Here is a 17,045-nt window from a genome sequence, read left to right as displayed (position 1 = left end):
GACTGGGCAATCACTGCTACTTCATCAGCCGCAGATTGAATTGGTAGCGGTAAGGGCGTCCCTTGTTGGCCTGGATGGCAGCAAGGGCGCCCGAGACCGTCATGAAGACCCAGAGGGCCACGGCGAGTACTGCGAAAAGCCAGCCGATCACCGGCAAGACCATGAGCACATTGAATACGATGGCGAGAATGGTCAGCGGGAACGTGAAATTGAACGCTTCCTTCGATTCCTGTGCAGTGAACGGGCCACGGTCCCGGAATACGGCAAAGACGATTGCCGAAGGAACGCAACCCAAGATGGCACCGAAGTGGGCCATCATTGCCCACTGGCGATCTTCTGAAGGAGTCAGCGGCAGCGCAGAGGTCCTGGAACCTTCGAAGCGGGAATTCTCCGATGGCTTCGTCTGGCGTGATGTCACTATTTTTCCTTGTCTTGCTAAGTGTGGTTCCTCTTATCATAGCGACCGCGGCTGGGCCCACGGGGAGATTCGCAGACTAATCTCCAACTATTAGTCAATCGTTAGGAAACCGTAATCTTCGGTCGTGAGAAAATCGATCAATTCTTCAATCCGGCCCAAGAGCTGTGGTTCAAGCTGCCCGTAATGCTGCACCGTGGACAAGAGCCGCTGCCATCCGATGCCGATGTCTTCCGCGGTGGAGTGCGGCCAGCCAAAGGCCCGGAGCACACCGGTTTTCCAATCGGCGCCCTTGGGGATCACCGGCCAAGCCTTGATGCCCAGTGTCGCAGGCTTGATCGCCTGCCATACATCCACGTACGGGTGGCCGAGGATCAGCACGTTTTGCGCTGCACCGGGGACCTTCATCGCCTCGGCAACGATGCGCGATTCCTTGCTTCCGGCAACCAGGTGGTCAACCAGGATTCCCAGGCGGCGCTGGGCGGAGGGGGCGAAGTCGCGGATAGCCCCGGCAAGATCGTCCACGCCATGCAGTGGTTCAACGACGATGCCTTCAACACGCAGGTCGTGGCCCCAAACTTTTTCAACCAGCTCAGCGTCGTGCTTGCCTTCTACCCAGATGCGGCTTGCCCTGGCCTCCCGGGCCTTCAGTCCGGCAACGGCACGCGAACCCGAAGCCGAGACCAGCTTCTGGGGCGGTGCGGCCTTGGCAACGGGATCAATGATCTCCACCGCTTCGCCTTCGAGGAAGAACCCGAAGCCCGCCTGGAAGGAGCGGGTCTTGCCGTGGCGGTCCTCGAGCACGATCACGCGCATGCCACCGGATTTCTCGGTACGGATGACTTCTCCTACCCATCCTGAGGTGGCATCTTCCAGAATCATGCCACGTTCAACAGGGACCTGGCGGAGTTTTTTCGGTGCCGGTGCACTCAGATCCCGTGGTCCCCAGGAGTAATTAGTCACGTACTGCCTTTCGCTGTGATCGAATACGCTCGAAATCCAATGCTAGCAACTGCTGAACGTATTAGACTTGGCACTTGACAGGTTAGAGTGCCAAAGCCGGGCACAGGGAATCCAAGGAGGTGCTGTTGTGACAGAGCCGCGACGCCTAGACGTTCTGCGTGCCATCGTGGAGGACTACGTCCAATCCCGTGAGCCAGTGGGCTCCAAAGCGCTCCTGGACCGGCACAACCTCGGTGTCAGCGCCGCGACGATCCGCAATGACATGGCTATGCTGGAAGAAGAGGGGCTCATAGTCGCTCCGCATACTTCCTCCGGACGGATCCCCACCGAAAAGGGATACCGCCGCTTCGTCGATGAGATCGGCGAGCTCAAGCCGCTGTCGCGGGCTGAACGCGACGCCATCAACAAGATCCTGGACAGCTCCACGGACCTGGACGAGATGCTCAAGAGCACTGTTCGCCTCCTGGCGCGGTTGACCAACCAGGTAGCAATGATCCAGGTGCCGCACTACGACACCGCTTCGTTGAAGAACCTCGATCTGGTCGGACTGGGCTCGGCCCAGGTGCTGATGGTGATGATCGCTTCCAATGGCACGGTGGATCAGCGCATGATGCCGGTCCAGCGTTCCTACAGCGATGATGAGCTGGATGACTTGAAGCTGTGGCTGCTCAACAATTTCGGGGGAGTGAAGCTTGCCGAACTTGCCGGCCGGCTCACCCGCATCGAGCGCAGTTCGACGCAGCAGGCCGACCCCCTGGTGGACCAGGTGATCGGTGCGCTGGAAGAAATGGCCCAGGCGGCCAACGCGCAACGCATCATCATGGCAGGCACCGCGAACCTCGCCCGCGTGGAAGGGGACTTCCCGCTGAGCATAACCCCGGTGCTCGAGGCGCTCGAGGAGCAGGTAGTGCTGCTCAAGCTCTTCTCCGAGCTGGAAGCCGATTCGCGCGGCGTAGCCGTGGCCATCGGCACCGAGCACCACTACGGGCAGCTGTCGGAAGCCGCCGTGGTCGCCACCACCTACGGCACCGATGTGCGCAACAAGCTCGGGGTCCTGGGCCCCACCCGGATGAACTATCCAACCTCCATGGCCTCGGTTCGTGCGGTGGCACGGTACCTGTCGAAGATTTTGGCTAACTAGCCTCGCTGGGCACCGCCCGGCACTACCGAATTTCAAGATTCTCAGGAAAGGACACGGCGAATAACGTGAGCTCGCATTACGAGACCCTAGGCGTCGCCAAGGACGCGACCCCGCAGGAAATCAAGAGTGCCTACCGCAAGTTGGCGCGTAAGCTGCACCCGGATGTAAACCCTAGCGATGACGCTGCAGAACAGTTCAAGCTGGTCACCCGAGCCTACGAAGTCCTTTCCGACCAGACCAAGCGCTCCAACTACGACGCCACCGGCGATGAGAACGGCAACGGCCACCCGGGCTTCGGCGGTGGCGGCCAGGGCTTTGGCGGCTTCGGCGACATCTTCGAGCAGTTCTTCGGTGGCGGCCAGGCCCAGGGCCCGGCATCACGCACCCAGCCGGGCCGCGACGCGCTGATCACCATCACCATCGACCTGGAAGATGCGGTCAAGGGCACGGTCTACCCGCTGGAGATGGAAACCGCTGTCACCTGCAAGACGTGCAACGGTTCGTGCACGCGCGAAGGCACCAGCCCGGTCACCTGCGACATCTGCCATGGCGCAGGCCAGGTGCAGCGTCCAGTGCGTTCATTCCTGGGCCAGATGATGACCGTGGAAACCTGTGCGGCCTGCCGCGGTTTCGGCACCACCATCCCGGACCCCTGCCTGGAGTGCAACGGCGAAGGCCGGGTGCGCGAGCATGTGTCGAAGTCGCTGAACGTTCCTGCAGGTGTCGACTCCGGCACCCGCATCCAGCTGCGCGGACAGGGCGAAGCCGGCCCGGGCGGCGGGCCTAACGGCAACCTGTTCGTCGAGATCGACGTGCGCCGCCATAAGGTCTTCGAGCGCGCCGGCACCGACCTGCACGCCAAGATGAGCCTGCCAATGACCGCCGCCGCACTGGGTTGCGAGCTGAAGCTGGAAACCTTCGACGGCGGCCAGTCCATCAATGTGGAGCCAGGCGCCCAGGATGGCGACACCGTCACCCTGCCGAGCCTCGGTGTGCCGCGCCTGCGCGGAGGCAAGCGCGGGGACATCATCGTGCACCTGCAGGTGGAGACGCCGACCAAGCTCGACGCTGCCCAGCGCGATCTGCTCGAGCAACTGGCCAAGCTGCGTGGCGAAGAACTCTCGGCCGGCCGTGTGGAGCACAGCGGCGGCATGTTCTCCCGCCTGCGCGACAAGCTGAACCAGCGCTAGGCATGAGCAACCACAGCTTCGTCATCGACGCCCAGCAGGGCCGGGACGCAACGGTCGGGGACATTCTTGAACTGGATGGCTCCGAAGCGCACCACGCGGTCACCGTTAAACGGGTCTCCGCGGGCGAGCACCTGGACCTGCTGGATGGCAAGGGGCTGCGCCTGACTGTGGAGGTCATCGGCACCGCCAAGGACCTGCTGAGCGTGAAGGTCCTGCGCCGTGCCGAGGAAGCGGTCAGCGATCACCCGGTCACCCTGGTCCAGGCGCTGTCCAAGGGGGATCGCGACCTGCAAGCTGTCGAGTCCGGCGTGGAACTTGGCGTGCTGTCGGTACGCCCCTGGCAGGCGGACCGCTCGATCGTGCGCTGGAACGCGGCCAAGGTCGACAAGGCCATGGCCAAGTGGCGCGCCCAGGTGCGCTCGGCGCAGAAGCAGTCGCGCCGCTCCTATGAGCCGGAGGTGCTGGACCCGCTGGGTTCCAAGGAACTGGCCAAGGCCATCGCGGCCGATACCGCAAATGGCGCACTGGTTCTGGTTCTGCACGAGCAGGCCGCGGAATCGGTGGCCCGGCATGTGCAGTCGTGGCTCGCCGATGCGCGGACCGGCCAGGAGATCATCATGATCGTCGGGCCAGAAGGAGGCATCTCCGAAACGGAGCTGCAGTCCTTCGTCCATGCCGGCGCCCAACCAGCCCTGCTGGGCCAGCATGTGCTGCGTGCCTCGACCGCGGGCCCCGCGGCCCTGGTCTTGATCCGCCATTTGATCGGCGAAATCTAGGTTCCAGAATTCCGGTTAGCAGGTGAATTGCTCCGCAGATCCCGGCAGGCATGTGCCTGCCGGGATCTGCGGAGCAATTTCGTCTCCGGCCGGCGCAACGGGTTCGAGCCGAGAAAAGGCCTCGGGACGGGGAACGCGAAGTCGCTGCGGGCCGGATACGCGAATGCGGCAGCCGATCGGATAAGGACGCTGTCCAAGGCAACGGCACTGGAAATCCTGCCAGCAGGCCAAGAATGCTCAGCTGCCACCAGTTCAGGAGCTGGCCCGGACAACGGGCGCCCAGGTTCATGTCCAGGACTTCCGGCGGGGGCTGCAGCGCTGGATGCTGCGTTACTCGACGCGGAAGTCGCTGGTGACCTTGCCGACCAGATGGTCCGATCCGGTCTCAACGCCCCAGAAAGTCAGCCGGTATGAGCCGGCACGCAGATCGGTGGTCAGGGTGAATGAACCGTCGGCATTGATCTGCCCGGGGTTGACCTGCTTCTGAGCGGTCATCACCGTGAGCTTGCCGTCGGCGTCCTTGCGCTGCAAGGAGTAGAAGGTGCCGATGTCGAACTGGGTGGTTCGGCCGTTAATCTTGATCGAGCCATCCGCCAAGGTCTTGTTGAACTGCGGATCGATGATCCAGATCGGTGCAATGAACGCCGCATCGCGCTCGTAGACATCCTTGAGCCGGAAACCGTCGAAGACTGTGGCATTTGCCTGGCCGTCAACCAGGATGCGGACCGTTGCGGGAAGCTCGCCCACGACCAGTCCAGCGCTGGCGGCAGCTGCCGTAGCGGTGAAGACCAATTGCTGGATGGCGCGCTCCGACAGGCCCTGGTCGAGATTGGCGCTGAAGACCTTGGCCGGCAGATCCAAGGTGATGACATTCGCATTATTGATTGAAACCCCGATTTCATCGGTGGGCTTCAAATGGGTATAACGTTTCGGCTTCATCGGGTCGGCTGAGAGCAGCGTCCAGATCGCATCGCCGATGGGTTCCTGATGGCGGGTGTCCTCGATGTACTCGCGGTACAGGAACACGCCGGTATCGGTGTTTTCCAGCCAGTAGATGGGCAGGCTAGCCGCGATGCCGACATCCTCGCCAGCGTCGGTGGCGTTCGGCAGGTTCAGCGATTCAGCCACGGCGGTCGATGGCATCTCATAGGAGCTCTCGCGATTCGTCAGACCGCATCCTGCGGCGACGACGAGAGCGGCAGTGATTCCCAAAACGCCGAATCGGCGTGGAATCTTCCGCAAGATCCTTGATTGCACTGCGTACCAATCCGTGGTGATTTTAGCTGTTGTGGCTCCTGGCCGTATTGGAACCGCTCTCAAGCTTGCCATATCAGAAGCGGCTAACTGCAGAAAAATGGCCCAACTTACTAATCCGTAACCAAATCTATATGTTCGCCACTTGCCCCGATTAGCATCATTCAAGACTACTTTCAGGTTCTACTGCTTACGCTGAGACCTGAATTTTCTCCGGATTGGCCTGCGACTCGATAGAATGGCAAGCAGGACAAATCACGATTACCACCAAGCTCGCAAAGGGGCGCCGCGCACTGCATGCAGGTTGAACAGAATAAGGCGACAGCGGAGAACGGATCCGCATCGCTCACCATCAGTTTCGATACAGCTGAGCTCATGATTGCCACCCTCGGTCCCAATGACGAGCTCTTGCGTATTCTCTCCGGCGCCTACCCGCAGGTGAGCTTCCGCCCCAACGGCCAATCCCTGGCTCTGGTAGGTGAACCGCAGCAAGTCCGCAAGGCCCACCGCGTCACCGAAGAAGCCCGTTCGCTGGCCACTCGCGGCTCGCGCATGAGCGCCGAAACGATCGAGCAGATCATCAAGATGCTCAGCGCCGGCAATCCGGATGCACCCACCGACGTCCTGGGCCTGAAGATCCTCTCGGGGCGCGGACGTTCCATCCGCCCCAAGACCGTGAACCAGAAGAGCTATGTCGACGCCATAGAGGATTCGACAATTACTTTCGGCATTGGCCCAGCCGGTACCGGCAAGACCTTCCTGGCCATGGCCATGGCCGTCGCCGCCTTGCAGGACAAGCAGGTCAACCGCATCATCCTGACCCGGCCTGCCGTTGAGGCAGGGGAGAAGCTGGGGTTCCTGCCGGGCTCGTTGACCGAGAAGATCGACCCGTACCTGCGCCCGCTCTACGATGCCTTGCACGACATGATCAATCCGGAAACCATTCCGCAATTGCTCGAAGCCGGAACCATTGAGGTCGCTCCGCTGGCCTATATGCGTGGACGCACCCTCAATGACGCCTTCGTGATCCTGGATGAAGCGCAGAACACCACCAGTGAACAGATGAAGATGTTCCTGACCCGCCTGGGATTCGGTTCCAAGATGGTAGTGACGGGGGATGTCACCCAGGTGGATCTGCCCAACAATGCGACCTCCGGGTTGCGCATGGCCAGCGATGTCCTTGAAGGCATCGACGACATCAGCATCTGCCGACTCGACTCTTCGGATGTGGTTCGCCACCGTCTGATTGCCGACATCGTTACTGCTTACGACCGTTGGGATGACACCCGACGCAAAGACCACAACCGGGGACGCCGCAGCAAATGAGCATTGAAGTAAATAACGAAACCGAATACGACGTCGATCTCAAGGATGTCAACGCCTTGGCAGAATCGGTGATGCGGGCAATGTTCCTGCATCCGGAAACCGAAGTATCGATCGTTTTCATCGACGAGGATGCCATGAGCGCCCTGCACGTCGAGTGGATGGACCTCGAAGGCCCCACCGATGTGATGAGCTTCCCGATGGATGAGCTGCGCCCAGGAACTGCCGGTGCGCCGGGGGAGAGCGGCATCCTTGGCGACATCGTCATCTGCCCTGCCGTCGCCGAAGCGCAGGCCAAGGCCGGGGGCCACAGCACCCACGATGAAATCCTGTTGCTGACCACCCATGGCCTGCTGCACCTCATGGGTTTCGACCACATGGAGCCAGCAGAAAAGGAAGAGATGTTTGCGCTGCAGCGCCAGCTCCTAGAGAGCTACACCGGCCGCCCCGCGCCAAAGGAAACGGTGGAATAACCCCGTGGAAATAATTTTGCTGATTCTCGCCCTTGTTTTCATGGCCTTCTCGGCCGTGCTGACTGCCGCAGACTCAGCCTTCTACGCATTATCCCGGCACGCTGCTGAACGCCTGCGCGCCGAGTCCAATTCCAAATCGCTGTCCGCAATTCTGGATGAAACAGAAACCCACGCCCAGGCAGTGAAGTTCTGGCGGATCTGGTTCGAGACCGCTTCCGCTGTCGCTGTAGCCCTGCTCGTTTCGCAGTGGATCGAGAATGTGTGGCTGATCGGCATGATCTCCACTATTGCGATGGCCGCCCTGGGATTCGTCCTGGTCAGCGTGTCGCCACGTCGCTACGGGCGTTCCAACGCCCAGAACGTCGTGCAGTCCACCGCCACCCTGGTCCGCTTCCTGCGCCTGGTTCTCGGACCCATCACCACGTGGTTGGCATCCATCGCCAAGGCACTGAGCCCCGGCGGTGTGGATGGAGACGGCTACCTGGGCAAGGAACGACTGCGTGATCTGGTGGATCGCGCCTCCGAAGGCGAGGACCTGGATGAGGAATCGGCGGAACTGATCTCCTCGGTGATCGACTTGGAGGAGACCAGCGTTCGTTCGGTGATGGTGCCGCGCACCGACATGGTGGTGCTGGATGCGGATCATTCCTTCCACAGCGCCATGGACCTGTTCATCGCCTCGGGCTTCTCCCGCATCCCGCTGATCGGCGAGGACACCGATGATATCCAGGGCATCATCTACCTCAAGGACCTGATCCGCGAGATCCACGGCCTGCAGCAGGCCCGGACCCTGGCCGAATTGGCGCGAAAGGTCCGCTTTGTTCCCGAATCGAAGTCGGCAGCAGAGCTGATGCAGGAACTGCAGAAGGAATCCATCCACCTGGCCATCGTCATCGACGAGTACGGCGGCACCGCGGGCCTGGTGACCCTGGAAGACCTGCTTGAGGAAATCGTTGGCGAAATCGATGACGAGTATGATCGTTCGAGGGCCGAATTGATCCAGAACCCTGACGGGTCGATTTTCGCCGTGGCGGCGGCATCCATTGACGATATTGCCGACCACTTCGACATGCACATCGAGGAAGAGGACGTCGACACCGTCGGCGGCCTGCTCTCCAAGGCCTTGGAATCGGTGCCGGTACTCGGTTCCACCGCTGAAGTGCACGGCCTGCGCCTGACCGTGGTAGCCCTCGCGGGCCGCCGCAACCGTATCGGCAAAATCCATGTAGAGCGTCTGGAAACAGATGCATCCGACCATATTGAGAACGACGAGGATTCCTCACATGAGTGAAAACCACAACCTGCTTGCATCCAGCGGATGGCCTGAGGGCTTCCGCTCCGGCTTCACCTCTTTCGTAGGCCGCCCGAATGCCGGCAAGTCCACCCTGACCAATGCGCTGGTAGGCCAGAAGGTGGCCATCACCTCGGCCAAGCCGCAGACTACCCGCCACACCATCCGCGGTATCGTGCACCGCGAGGATGCGCAGTTGATCCTGGTCGATACCCCGGGCCTGCACCGTCCGCGCACCTTGCTCGGCCAGCGCCTGAATGACCTGGTCGCCGACACCCTCTCCGAGGTGGACGCGATCGGCTTCTGCATCCCGGCCAATGAGAAGATCGGCCCGGGCGACCGCTACATCGCCACGCAGCTGGCTCAGCTGCAGCGCAAGCCGATCATCGCCCTGGTCACCAAGGCTGACCTGGTGGACCGCGAACAGCTCGCGCAGCAGCTGGTTGCGGTGGCCGAGATGGGTACCCAGAACTTCGGCGAGAACGGCTTCGCCGCAATCGTTCCGGTCTCGGCTGTCAAGGAATTCCAGGTCGAAGAGGTGGCCAACGTGCTGGCAGAGCACCTGCCAGTGGGCCCGCCGCTGTACCCGGACGGCGAGCTGACCGACGAGCCGGAAGCCAAGATGGTTTCCGAGCTGATTCGCGAAGCCGCCCTGGAAGGCGTGCGCGACGAACTGCCGCACTCGCTGGCCGTCGTCGTTGAAGAGATGGTTCCCCGCGAAGGACGCAGCGAAAGCAATCCGCTGATCGACATCCACGTCTCGCTCTTCGTTGAGCGCTCCAGCCAGAAGGCCATCATCATTGGCCGTGGCGGTTCGCGCCTGCGAGAGGTCGGCACCAACGCCCGCCAGGGCATCGAGAAGCTGCTGGGCACCAAGGTCTATCTGGACCTGCATGTGAAGGTTGCCAAGGATTGGCAGCGCGACCCGAAGCAGCTTGGACGTCTCGGCTTCTAGGCTGCGCACTTCAGCGCTGGAAAATGCGTAGCTCGTCCCTCAAGACCAGACCGGTCTTGGGGGACGAGCTGGTTAACCGGCTGCTTGGCCCGCACTCTGGATCTCCCGGGCCAGCCTTTCCGCGGGAGAAACGCCAGTACGCAGCCCATGGGTTCCAGCGCCGATGCGGATCGTCTCCATCCATGGACCTCCCTGGCGCTTAGCTCCATGAGCCCCATTGTTCGCCTGCTTGGGCATCCTGTCCGCCGCCTTGCGCAAGGCGGACGTCCACTATGTGACACGCAAGTGACATAAGTTTCACTTGCCTCCAAAGCGCGGTGCTATGCTCATTTCGTGCATTTCGAGCTTCTACTACTACTTAGCCGCTGCGAGGATCCAAAGGACCGCTAGTGGTCTACAGGCCGACCCCTCGTCGCGGAGTAGCTCTTGTCTGGCCCCACAAACTAAGCACTAATTTTGTCTAGGGGACCCACAGAAATGCAGAACATGCAGAAATCTTCGAACATGCCAATCCACAAGTATGTTCCATTCCAGGACCAGATCGAGGTCAATCTGCCCGATCGCACCTGGCCCGACAAGTACATCACCAAGGCCCCGCGCTGGTGCGCGGTCGACCTGCGAGATGGCAATCAGGCGCTGATCGATCCGATGAGCCCGGAGCGCAAGCACAAGATGTTCGACCTGCTGGTCGAAATGGGCTTCAAGGAAATCGAGGTCGGCTTCCCATCGGCTTCGCAGACCGACTTCGACTTTGTCCGCCAGCTGATCGAGCGCGGCATTCCCGATGACGTGACCATCCAGGTGCTCACCCAGTCCCGCGAGCACCTGATCGAGCGCACCTACGAAGCGCTGGAAGGCGCCAAGCAGGCCATTGTCCACCTGTACAACTCCACCTCGATCCTGCAGCGCGAAGTCGTCTTCCGCCAGGACGAAGACGGCATCGTGGACATCGCCGTCCAGGGCGCCCGGTTGTGCAAGAAGTACGAAGAGCAGCTGACCGGCACCAAAATCACCTACGAGTACTCGCCAGAGTCCTACACCGGGACCGAGCTGGCCTTCGCCAAGCGCATTTCCGAGGCCGTAGCCGAGGTCCTGGAAGCGACCCCGGAGAACAAGATGATCCTGAACCTGCCGGCCACGGTGGAAATGGCTACCCCGAATGTGTACGCCGACTCCATCGAGTGGATGCACCGCAACCTGGCCAACCGCGATTCGATCATTCTCTCGCTGCACCCGCACAACGACCGCGGCACCGGAGTGGCCGCGGCCGAACTGGGCTACCTGGCCGGCGCCGACCGCATCGAAGGCTGCCTGTTCGGCAACGGCGAACGCACCGGCAACGTCGACCTGGTGACCTTGGGCATGAACATGTTCGGCCAGGGCATCGACCCACAGATCGATTTCTCGGACATGGACCACATCCGCCGCACCGTCGAGTACTGCAACCAGCTGCCAGTGGCTGAACGCAGCCCGTACGGTGGAGATCTGGTCTTCACCGCCTTCTCCGGTTCGCACCAGGACGCAATCAAGAAGGGCCTGGAAGCGATGGAAGCCAAGGCTTCGGCTGAAGGCAAGGACATCAACGACCTGGTCTGGGCTGTTCCGTACCTGCCGATCGACCCGAAGGACATCGGCCGTTCCTACGAGGCCGTGATCCGCGTGAACTCGCAGTCCGGCAAGGGCGGGGTTGCTTACCTGCTGAAGAACGACTACAACTTGGACCTGCCGCGCCGCGCGCAGATCGAGTTCTCCGGCGTCATCCAGCGCAAGACCGATACCGAGGGCGGCGAGATCTCCTCGCAGCGCATCTGGGACGTTTTCCAGGATGAGTACCTGCCGGTCAGCGAAGATTCGGGCATGAACCCCTGGGGCTACTACCAGATTGCTTCGGCGACCGCGGCTTCGGCGGAGGACGGAAGCTTCCGCCTGGATACCAAGCTGATCATCGACGGCGTGGCCCATGAGCGCAGCGCCCAGGGTAACGGTCCGGTCTCCGCGCTGGTCAAGCTGCTCAACGATGATGGCGTGGATCTGCGCGTGCTGGACTACTCCGAGCACGCCATGAGCGAAGGTGGCAACGCCCGTGCAGCCGCATTCGTCGAATGCGCCGTGGGCGATCGCATCCTGTGGGGCATTGGCCTGGACACCAACACCAACATTGCAGCACTGAAGGCCGTAGTTTCGGCCGTCAACCGCGCAATCCGCGACAGCAAGTAGGTCTGCGGCACCACCTCGTTGCCAGCTCGACGCCACGGCCAGCCTCACCACGCTGGCCGTGGCGTTTTGCCTTCTCGGTACTGCCAGGGCGGCTGGCAAGCAAGCGCCGACGAAGAAAAGGAACTGGCTACTGCGTCGCTGTCGGCGTTCCCGCTGAATTCAAATCAAGAGACGCCTTGAACCCCATTTCCTCGGGCCCGGTAGATGCCGGATTGCTCCTGCAGCTACCGCGCCCAGGGACGAATCGACACCCATAGGAATCGATGGATTCAGAGTTTTGGGAGTGAAGTGGGAGAATATTGTCCGTGTCCAGATCAGGTTTCGCCTCCAAGAGCTACCACACCCGTGGTTTGGTCTTGCGTACCCACAAGCTGGGAGAAGCCGATCGCATCATCACCCTGCTGACGCCCAATGGGATTGTCCGTGCCGTGGCGAAAGGCGTACGCCGGACCTCGTCGAGGATGGGTGCCACGCTGGAACCGTTCATGGAAGTCGACGCGCTTCTGGTGATGGGCCGCAATCTTGATATCGTCTCGCAGGCACAGCTTCGAAATCCTTACGGCCAATTGCTGGTCATGGATTACCCGAGCTACACGGTGGCCAACGCCATGTCGGAGATCGCTGAAAAATTGCTGGAAACAGAAAGCGATTCGGCCCTCAAGCAATATCAGCTCTTCCACGGTGCGATCGCCCTGTTATCCAAGCAGCGAGTCGATTCCGGAGCCGTGCTGGACTCCTACATCTTGCGGGCCCTCTCGGTTGCTGGTTGGGCGCCGTCCTTTACCGACTGCGTGCGCTGCGGCAAGCCTGGCCCGCATCAAGCGCTCCACGTCCAGCTTGGCGGCGTCGTCTGCCCCGAATGCCGTCCCTCTGGATCGTTATCGCCGCACCCCGTCACCATTGAATATCTGCAGGCGCTGCTGGAAGGGGACTGGTCCACCGTGGCAGAAGCAGGACCTCGAGCGCGCAAGCAAGCTGCAGATATCGTGGCCAACTACTTGCAGTGGCACCTTGAGCGTGCCGTGAATTCCCTACGTCTTGTGGAGAGAAATTGAAGAAGCTTCCTAAGATCACCGGCCGCCGAGGCCCAGTCGCTCCTTATGCGCATCCGGATCATCCGCAGATGCCCGCCATTCCGCAGGAACTCATCCCTGAACACGTAGCTATCGTCATGGATGGCAATGGACGTTGGGCGAACCAGCGGGGATTGCCTCGTACCGAGGGGCACCGTGCAGGCGAAGCAGCTTTGCTTGATGTGGTGGCCGGAGCCGTGGAGCTGGGCGTCAAGTACGTCTCTGTCTACGCGTTCTCAACCGAGAACTGGAAGCGCAGCCCTGAGGAAGTGCGCTTCCTGATGGGCTTCTCACGTGATGTTCTGCGCCGCCAACGCGATACGTTGAACTCTTGGGGCGTCCGCGTACGCTGGTCGGGGCGAGAACCCAAACTCTGGAAATCGGTTATCAATGAACTCAAGGAAGCCGAAGAACTCACCAAAGACAACCTGGGTTGCCAGCTGACCATGTGCGTGAACTACGGCGGGCGCGCGGAACTAGGCGACGCTGTCAGCGCGATTGCCCGGGATGTTGCAGCCGGCAGGCTTCGCGCTAGCTCGGTTGGCGAAAAGACTATCGCCAAATACCTGCATGCTCCGGAACTGCCTGATGTGGATCTTTTCCTCCGAACCAGTGGCGAGCAACGCACAAGCAACTTCCTGCTGTGGCAGTCGGCATACGCAGAGATGGTCTTCCTCGACCAGCTTTGGCCGGATGTCGACCGGCGAACGCTGTTTACCGCCGTAGAAGAATATGCCAAGCGCGATCGCCGTTACGGCGGAGCTATCGACAAGCCACAGGCCTAGGACGTTTTCAGCGTTGTTCCCACCAATCGCAACCAGAGGCTTAGATCTCTATATGCTGCGGATCTGGCGGGTTCAGCGGAGGTGAATACATCGTGCATTGCGCCAGGAATTTCGGACAAGATAACGAAACTGCCTAGTTTCAACGCCCGCAAGCGCGTTTGCTGAACGTCGAGTACCGAATCGCAGTGCTGCATGTCAGGGGAGTAGCTCGTGCCGATATGGGTGCGATCCGAGGTGAGGATGAAGATCGGCTGTTGAAGTTTCAGCCCCTTCGCAACTAGGGCATGGCCATCAAATATCGTTTTCAGCCATCCCGCGGTGTTCGGAAAAGCGATCCGTGGTCGCCATAACCGATGAACGTCCCACTGGCCGTGGCTATCAGTACTTAGCGATTGCCAGTAATGATCGAATTCTGGTCCGTTGAGCTTCCTGCGCGGATTCGTGCGGGTGATCGCTTCCATAAGGCCGTGAAAAGGAATGCGCAGGAAGGCCGTTCCCTGAAATTCAAGCCATGGAGCATTCAGGACCAGAGCTTTAATGCCCGGCGCTTGGCGCGCAAGCCACAAGCTCAGGATCAAGCCGCCAGTCGAGTGCCCCTGGGCTACTACCGGTAATTGAGGATGCTCGTTACGCAGCAGTTCCAAGCTCGCGTTGAGCTCCTCATCGAAGTCCGCCAAGTCTTCGACGTAACCAGGCAAAGCATGTTCGGCTCTCAGACTGCGTCCATGCCTGCGTAGATCAAGTGCGTAGAAGTGGTATCCATGGTGATGCCAGAAAGCTGCCAGTTCGCGGTTGTAAAAATAATCGCTCCAGCCATGCACGCTCAGAACAATTCCCTGGGCTCGTCGTCCGAGCCGATTCCTGAATCCAGCCGGGCGATAGCGGACCAAGGTCGCGACGGCCGGTCCTTCCGCATCGACGCCGAAATCCAAGGTTTGGTGCTCAAAATCAGGCCCGAGGGGATCTTCAACCCATTGCCCCGGCCTAGTTGAAGACATAAAGTCTGGCCAACTGGTGCTTTCTGGAACAACGAAGTGCTTCATATCTTGAATACTACCCATCTCAAGTTGTCTGTTTCGGGTTCTTCACGGGAAAATGGTTCCATGCGCATATACCCACTGGTCTTCAAGCACGTGTTCACCAAGATGGATCCTGAGCAGGCTCACCATTTTGCATTCAACGCGATCAAGATTGCGCAACGCGCAGGGCTCACTAAGGCAGCTCGCAAGTTCTTCGCTCCGGCACCCAAGCTGAAGCGCACCGTTATGGGCATCGACTTCCCGTCCCCATTCGGATTGGCTGCTGGCTTCGACAAGGGCGCCACCGGAATCCTGGCGTTGAGCGACATCGGTTTTGGCCATGTTGAAATCGGAACCGTCACCGGACAGGCCCAGTCCGGCAACCCGCAACCGCGGCTCTTCCGCTTGGTTGAGGACCGCGCGGTAATCAACCGGATGGGCTTCAACAACGAAGGCGCCGAAACTGTCGCTGCCCGTGTCGCCAGTTCTCGCCAAGAGCTCAAGGCTGGTTACGCTGGAACCCGCCCGGTCATCGGCGTGAATATCGGCAAGACCAAGGTCGTAGAGCTGGAAGACGCGGTAGGGGATTACCTCGCGTCCACCCGCCAGCTGGCGATCCACGCAGATTATCTGGTCGTCAATGTTTCGAGCCCCAACACCCCGGGTCTGCGCCTGCTCCAGAGCGTTGATTCTCTTCGTCCGCTGCTTTCGGAAGTCGGCCAGTTGGCTGACAAGGTTGCCGGCCGCCATATTCCGTTGCTGGTCAAGATTGCTCCCGATCTTAGCGATGAGGATGTCGCTGACGTTGCACGCTTGGCCATGGAACTTGAACTCGACGGCATTATTGCCACCAATACGACCATCGGTCGCGAGAACTTGACCAGCGATGCGTCCAAGGTTGAAGAGATTGGCGCCGGCGGGCTATCTGGCGCTCCGCTCAAGCAGCGATCGCTTGAAGTTCTTCGCCAGTTGCGTTCACTCGTTCCGGCCGATATGGCTCTGATCGCCGTCGGCGGCGTGGAAAATGCAGCGGATGTGAAGGAACGCCTGGACGCAGGCGCTGACCTGGTACAGGGTTACACCGCATTCCTCTACGAGGGTCCGTTCTGGGCACGTTCGATCAATAAGGACCTGGAGCGCATGCTCTAGTTCTTTGGAGTGGAATGTCCCAAATGCTCCGGTATGGCTCCGATTCGCGAAGAGTCGGAGCCATTCCGCGTTAACTGGGCCCATCTTCTGCGTACGTTCTTCCTGCAACAGCTTTGAACGCAACTTGGATCAGGAGACTAGGAGAGGGCAGCCGCGCTAGGGGAGAACGTGGCAATAGCGGTTGCCGACCGGGATGAATCCTTGTATCTGAGCCAACAAGGCCGCATGCTGCGAGCACGGACAGTGACTGGCAGAAATGCGTCGCGGCAACGATATTCCTATCGCAGAATCTGCATCAACTTGTACTTGGCTCCACAAACTTTGAACATTGTTATTCAATCAAGCAATTAACTAGAAAGGGGCAAGCTCAGCGAGCTTGCCCCTTTGCGGTCTAGCGGTATCGACTAGTCGATATTTGCGCCGCGCTTGACCTGTGGCTTTGGCAGGCGCAATTTGCGGAACTGCATTCCACGCATTGCCGCGTACATGCGTACGCCCTTTTCCATGTGGCCGAACTTGGCGACCAGGCGCTTCTTCAAGAGGATGGTCGTCACAATTGCTTCGATGATGATCAGTGCGATAACAACCCAGAGGGCTGCCTGCACAAACATCTGGATCTGCAGGTTGCGCTGGAACACCAGCGAGACAACCAAGAAGGCCAGGATGATGAACATCATGAACTCGCCGAACATCCAGCGAGAGTCAATGAAGTTACGGGTGTAGCGCTTCTGCTCACCCTTGTCGCGTGGCATCAGGTAGCGTTCATCGCCAGTTTCGTTGGCTAAGCGCAAACGATTCTGCGCTTCAACACGCTGTTGACGCTGGGCTTCCTTAGCGGCCTTGCGATCGGTAGGAACCAACGGGCGCTGACGGTTCGCCTGCTGCGCATTGCGCTTGGGCGTTGGACCAGTCTTGCGGCCGTCGGTTGTTTCCGGGGCCTGCTGGGCAGACTCCACATTTACGGGGGATTGAGGTTCATCCTTCTTACGTCCAAACACCCCTCTATTCTAGCCGGAAATAG

General features: G+C 60.3%; 16 protein-coding genes. 11 read left to right on the top strand and 5 right to left on the bottom strand.

The window, feature by feature from the left end:
• Nucleotides 1-16 precede the first annotated feature (16 nt).
• Both ACWICV_RS02850 and ACWICV_RS02845 read right to left on the bottom strand, forming a co-directional pair.
• Entirely contained in the window at nucleotides 17-418 is a 402-nt protein-coding gene (locus ACWICV_RS02850) for a DUF4870 domain-containing protein (RefSeq protein ID WP_105658328.1), read from the bottom strand.
• Nucleotides 419-508: 90 nt separating this feature from the next.
• Nucleotides 509-1,378 carry a DUF3097 domain-containing protein gene (locus ACWICV_RS02845; protein ID WP_454090769.1) on the bottom strand — a complete coding sequence of 290 codons (870 nt, stop codon included), beginning with the start codon at nucleotides 1,376-1,378 and terminating at the stop codon, nucleotides 509-511.
• Between the two features lie 127 nt (nucleotides 1,379-1,505).
• Between ACWICV_RS02845 and hrcA the strand changes: the two genes are divergently transcribed.
• From hrcA to ACWICV_RS02830, 3 genes are all read left to right on the top strand, one after another.
• The gene (hrcA, locus tag ACWICV_RS02840) at nucleotides 1,506-2,519 is read left to right on the top strand and encodes a heat-inducible transcriptional repressor HrcA (RefSeq protein WP_105658330.1); all 1,014 of its coding nucleotides are present in this window, start codon (nucleotides 1,506-1,508) and stop codon (nucleotides 2,517-2,519) included.
• A gap of 65 nt (nucleotides 2,520-2,584) precedes the next feature.
• Complete coding sequence (dnaJ, locus tag ACWICV_RS02835; protein WP_454090770.1) at nucleotides 2,585-3,709, top strand: molecular chaperone DnaJ; 1,125 nt, start codon at nucleotides 2,585-2,587, stop codon at nucleotides 3,707-3,709.
• Nucleotides 3,710-3,711: 2 nt separating this feature from the next.
• Complete coding sequence (locus ACWICV_RS02830; protein ID WP_454090771.1) at nucleotides 3,712-4,485, top strand: 16S rRNA (uracil(1498)-N(3))-methyltransferase; 774 nt, start codon at nucleotides 3,712-3,714, stop codon at nucleotides 4,483-4,485.
• Nucleotides 4,486-4,815: 330 nt separating this feature from the next.
• Here ACWICV_RS02830 and ACWICV_RS02825 read toward each other — a convergent pair whose 3' ends face one another.
• Nucleotides 4,816-5,727 carry a GerMN domain-containing protein gene (locus tag ACWICV_RS02825; protein WP_105658333.1) on the bottom strand — a complete coding sequence of 304 codons (912 nt, stop codon included), beginning with the start codon at nucleotides 5,725-5,727 and terminating at the stop codon, nucleotides 4,816-4,818.
• 309 nt (nucleotides 5,728-6,036) lie between these two features.
• Here ACWICV_RS02825 and ACWICV_RS02820 point away from each other — a divergent pair, with 309 nt between their 5' ends.
• The 7 genes from ACWICV_RS02820 to ACWICV_RS02790 all read left to right on the top strand — a co-directional run bounded on the left by ACWICV_RS02820 (nucleotide 6,037) and on the right by ACWICV_RS02790 (nucleotide 13,856).
• A complete protein-coding gene (locus tag ACWICV_RS02820; RefSeq protein WP_454090772.1) occupies nucleotides 6,037-7,065 on the top strand; it encodes a PhoH family protein in 1,029 nt (342 codons plus the stop codon).
• Nucleotides 7,062-7,535 carry an rRNA maturation RNase YbeY gene (gene ybeY / locus ACWICV_RS02815; RefSeq protein ID WP_105658335.1) on the top strand — a complete coding sequence of 158 codons (474 nt, stop codon included), beginning with the start codon at nucleotides 7,062-7,064 and terminating at the stop codon, nucleotides 7,533-7,535. Before ACWICV_RS02820 ends, ybeY begins: the two co-directional genes overlap by 4 nt.
• A 4-nt stretch (nucleotides 7,536-7,539) precedes the next feature.
• Nucleotides 7,540-8,826 (top strand): hemolysin family protein, encoded by a 1,287-nt coding sequence (locus ACWICV_RS02810; protein WP_402473152.1) that lies wholly within the window; start codon nucleotides 7,540-7,542, stop codon nucleotides 8,824-8,826.
• Nucleotides 8,819-9,781 carry a GTPase Era gene (gene era / locus ACWICV_RS02805; protein ID WP_105658337.1) on the top strand — a complete coding sequence of 321 codons (963 nt, stop codon included), beginning with the start codon at nucleotides 8,819-8,821 and terminating at the stop codon, nucleotides 9,779-9,781. The genes ACWICV_RS02810 and era overlap by 8 nt, the downstream gene beginning before the upstream one ends.
• Before the next feature lie 477 nt (nucleotides 9,782-10,258).
• A complete protein-coding gene (leuA, locus tag ACWICV_RS02800) occupies nucleotides 10,259-11,998 on the top strand; it encodes a 2-isopropylmalate synthase (RefSeq protein WP_105658338.1) in 1,740 nt (579 codons plus the stop codon).
• A gap of 305 nt (nucleotides 11,999-12,303) precedes the next feature.
• On the top strand, nucleotides 12,304-13,053 hold the full coding sequence (gene recO, locus ACWICV_RS02795; RefSeq protein WP_402473144.1) for a DNA repair protein RecO: 750 nt from the start codon (nucleotides 12,304-12,306) through the stop codon (nucleotides 13,051-13,053).
• Complete coding sequence (locus tag ACWICV_RS02790; RefSeq protein ID WP_454090773.1) at nucleotides 13,050-13,856, top strand: isoprenyl transferase; 807 nt, start codon at nucleotides 13,050-13,052, stop codon at nucleotides 13,854-13,856. Before recO ends, ACWICV_RS02790 begins: the two co-directional genes overlap by 4 nt.
• Here ACWICV_RS02790 and ACWICV_RS02785 read toward each other — a convergent pair.
• Complete coding sequence (locus ACWICV_RS02785) at nucleotides 13,853-14,899, bottom strand: alpha/beta hydrolase (RefSeq protein ID WP_454090774.1); 1,047 nt, start codon at nucleotides 14,897-14,899, stop codon at nucleotides 13,853-13,855. The genes ACWICV_RS02790 and ACWICV_RS02785 overlap by 4 nt on opposite strands.
• Before the next feature lie 60 nt (nucleotides 14,900-14,959).
• On the opposite strand from ACWICV_RS02785, the gene ACWICV_RS02780 reads away from it, so the two are divergent.
• Nucleotides 14,960-16,024, top strand: a complete 1,065-nt coding sequence (locus ACWICV_RS02780) for a quinone-dependent dihydroorotate dehydrogenase (RefSeq protein WP_400289068.1) — start codon at nucleotides 14,960-14,962, stop codon at nucleotides 16,022-16,024.
• Between the two features lie 404 nt (nucleotides 16,025-16,428).
• Here ACWICV_RS02780 and ACWICV_RS02775 read toward each other — a convergent pair whose 3' ends face one another.
• Nucleotides 16,429-17,022: a DUF3043 domain-containing protein gene (locus ACWICV_RS02775; RefSeq protein WP_105658342.1), complete on the bottom strand. Its 594-nt coding sequence runs from the start codon at nucleotides 17,020-17,022 to the stop codon at nucleotides 16,429-16,431.
• Nucleotides 17,023-17,045: the final 23 nt, after the last annotated feature.

It is taken from the genome of Glutamicibacter sp. NPDC055354, assembly GCF_053644955.1.
The sequence above is the reverse complement of the archived record's forward strand: the minus strand, read 5'-3'. Positions and strand labels throughout refer to the sequence as shown.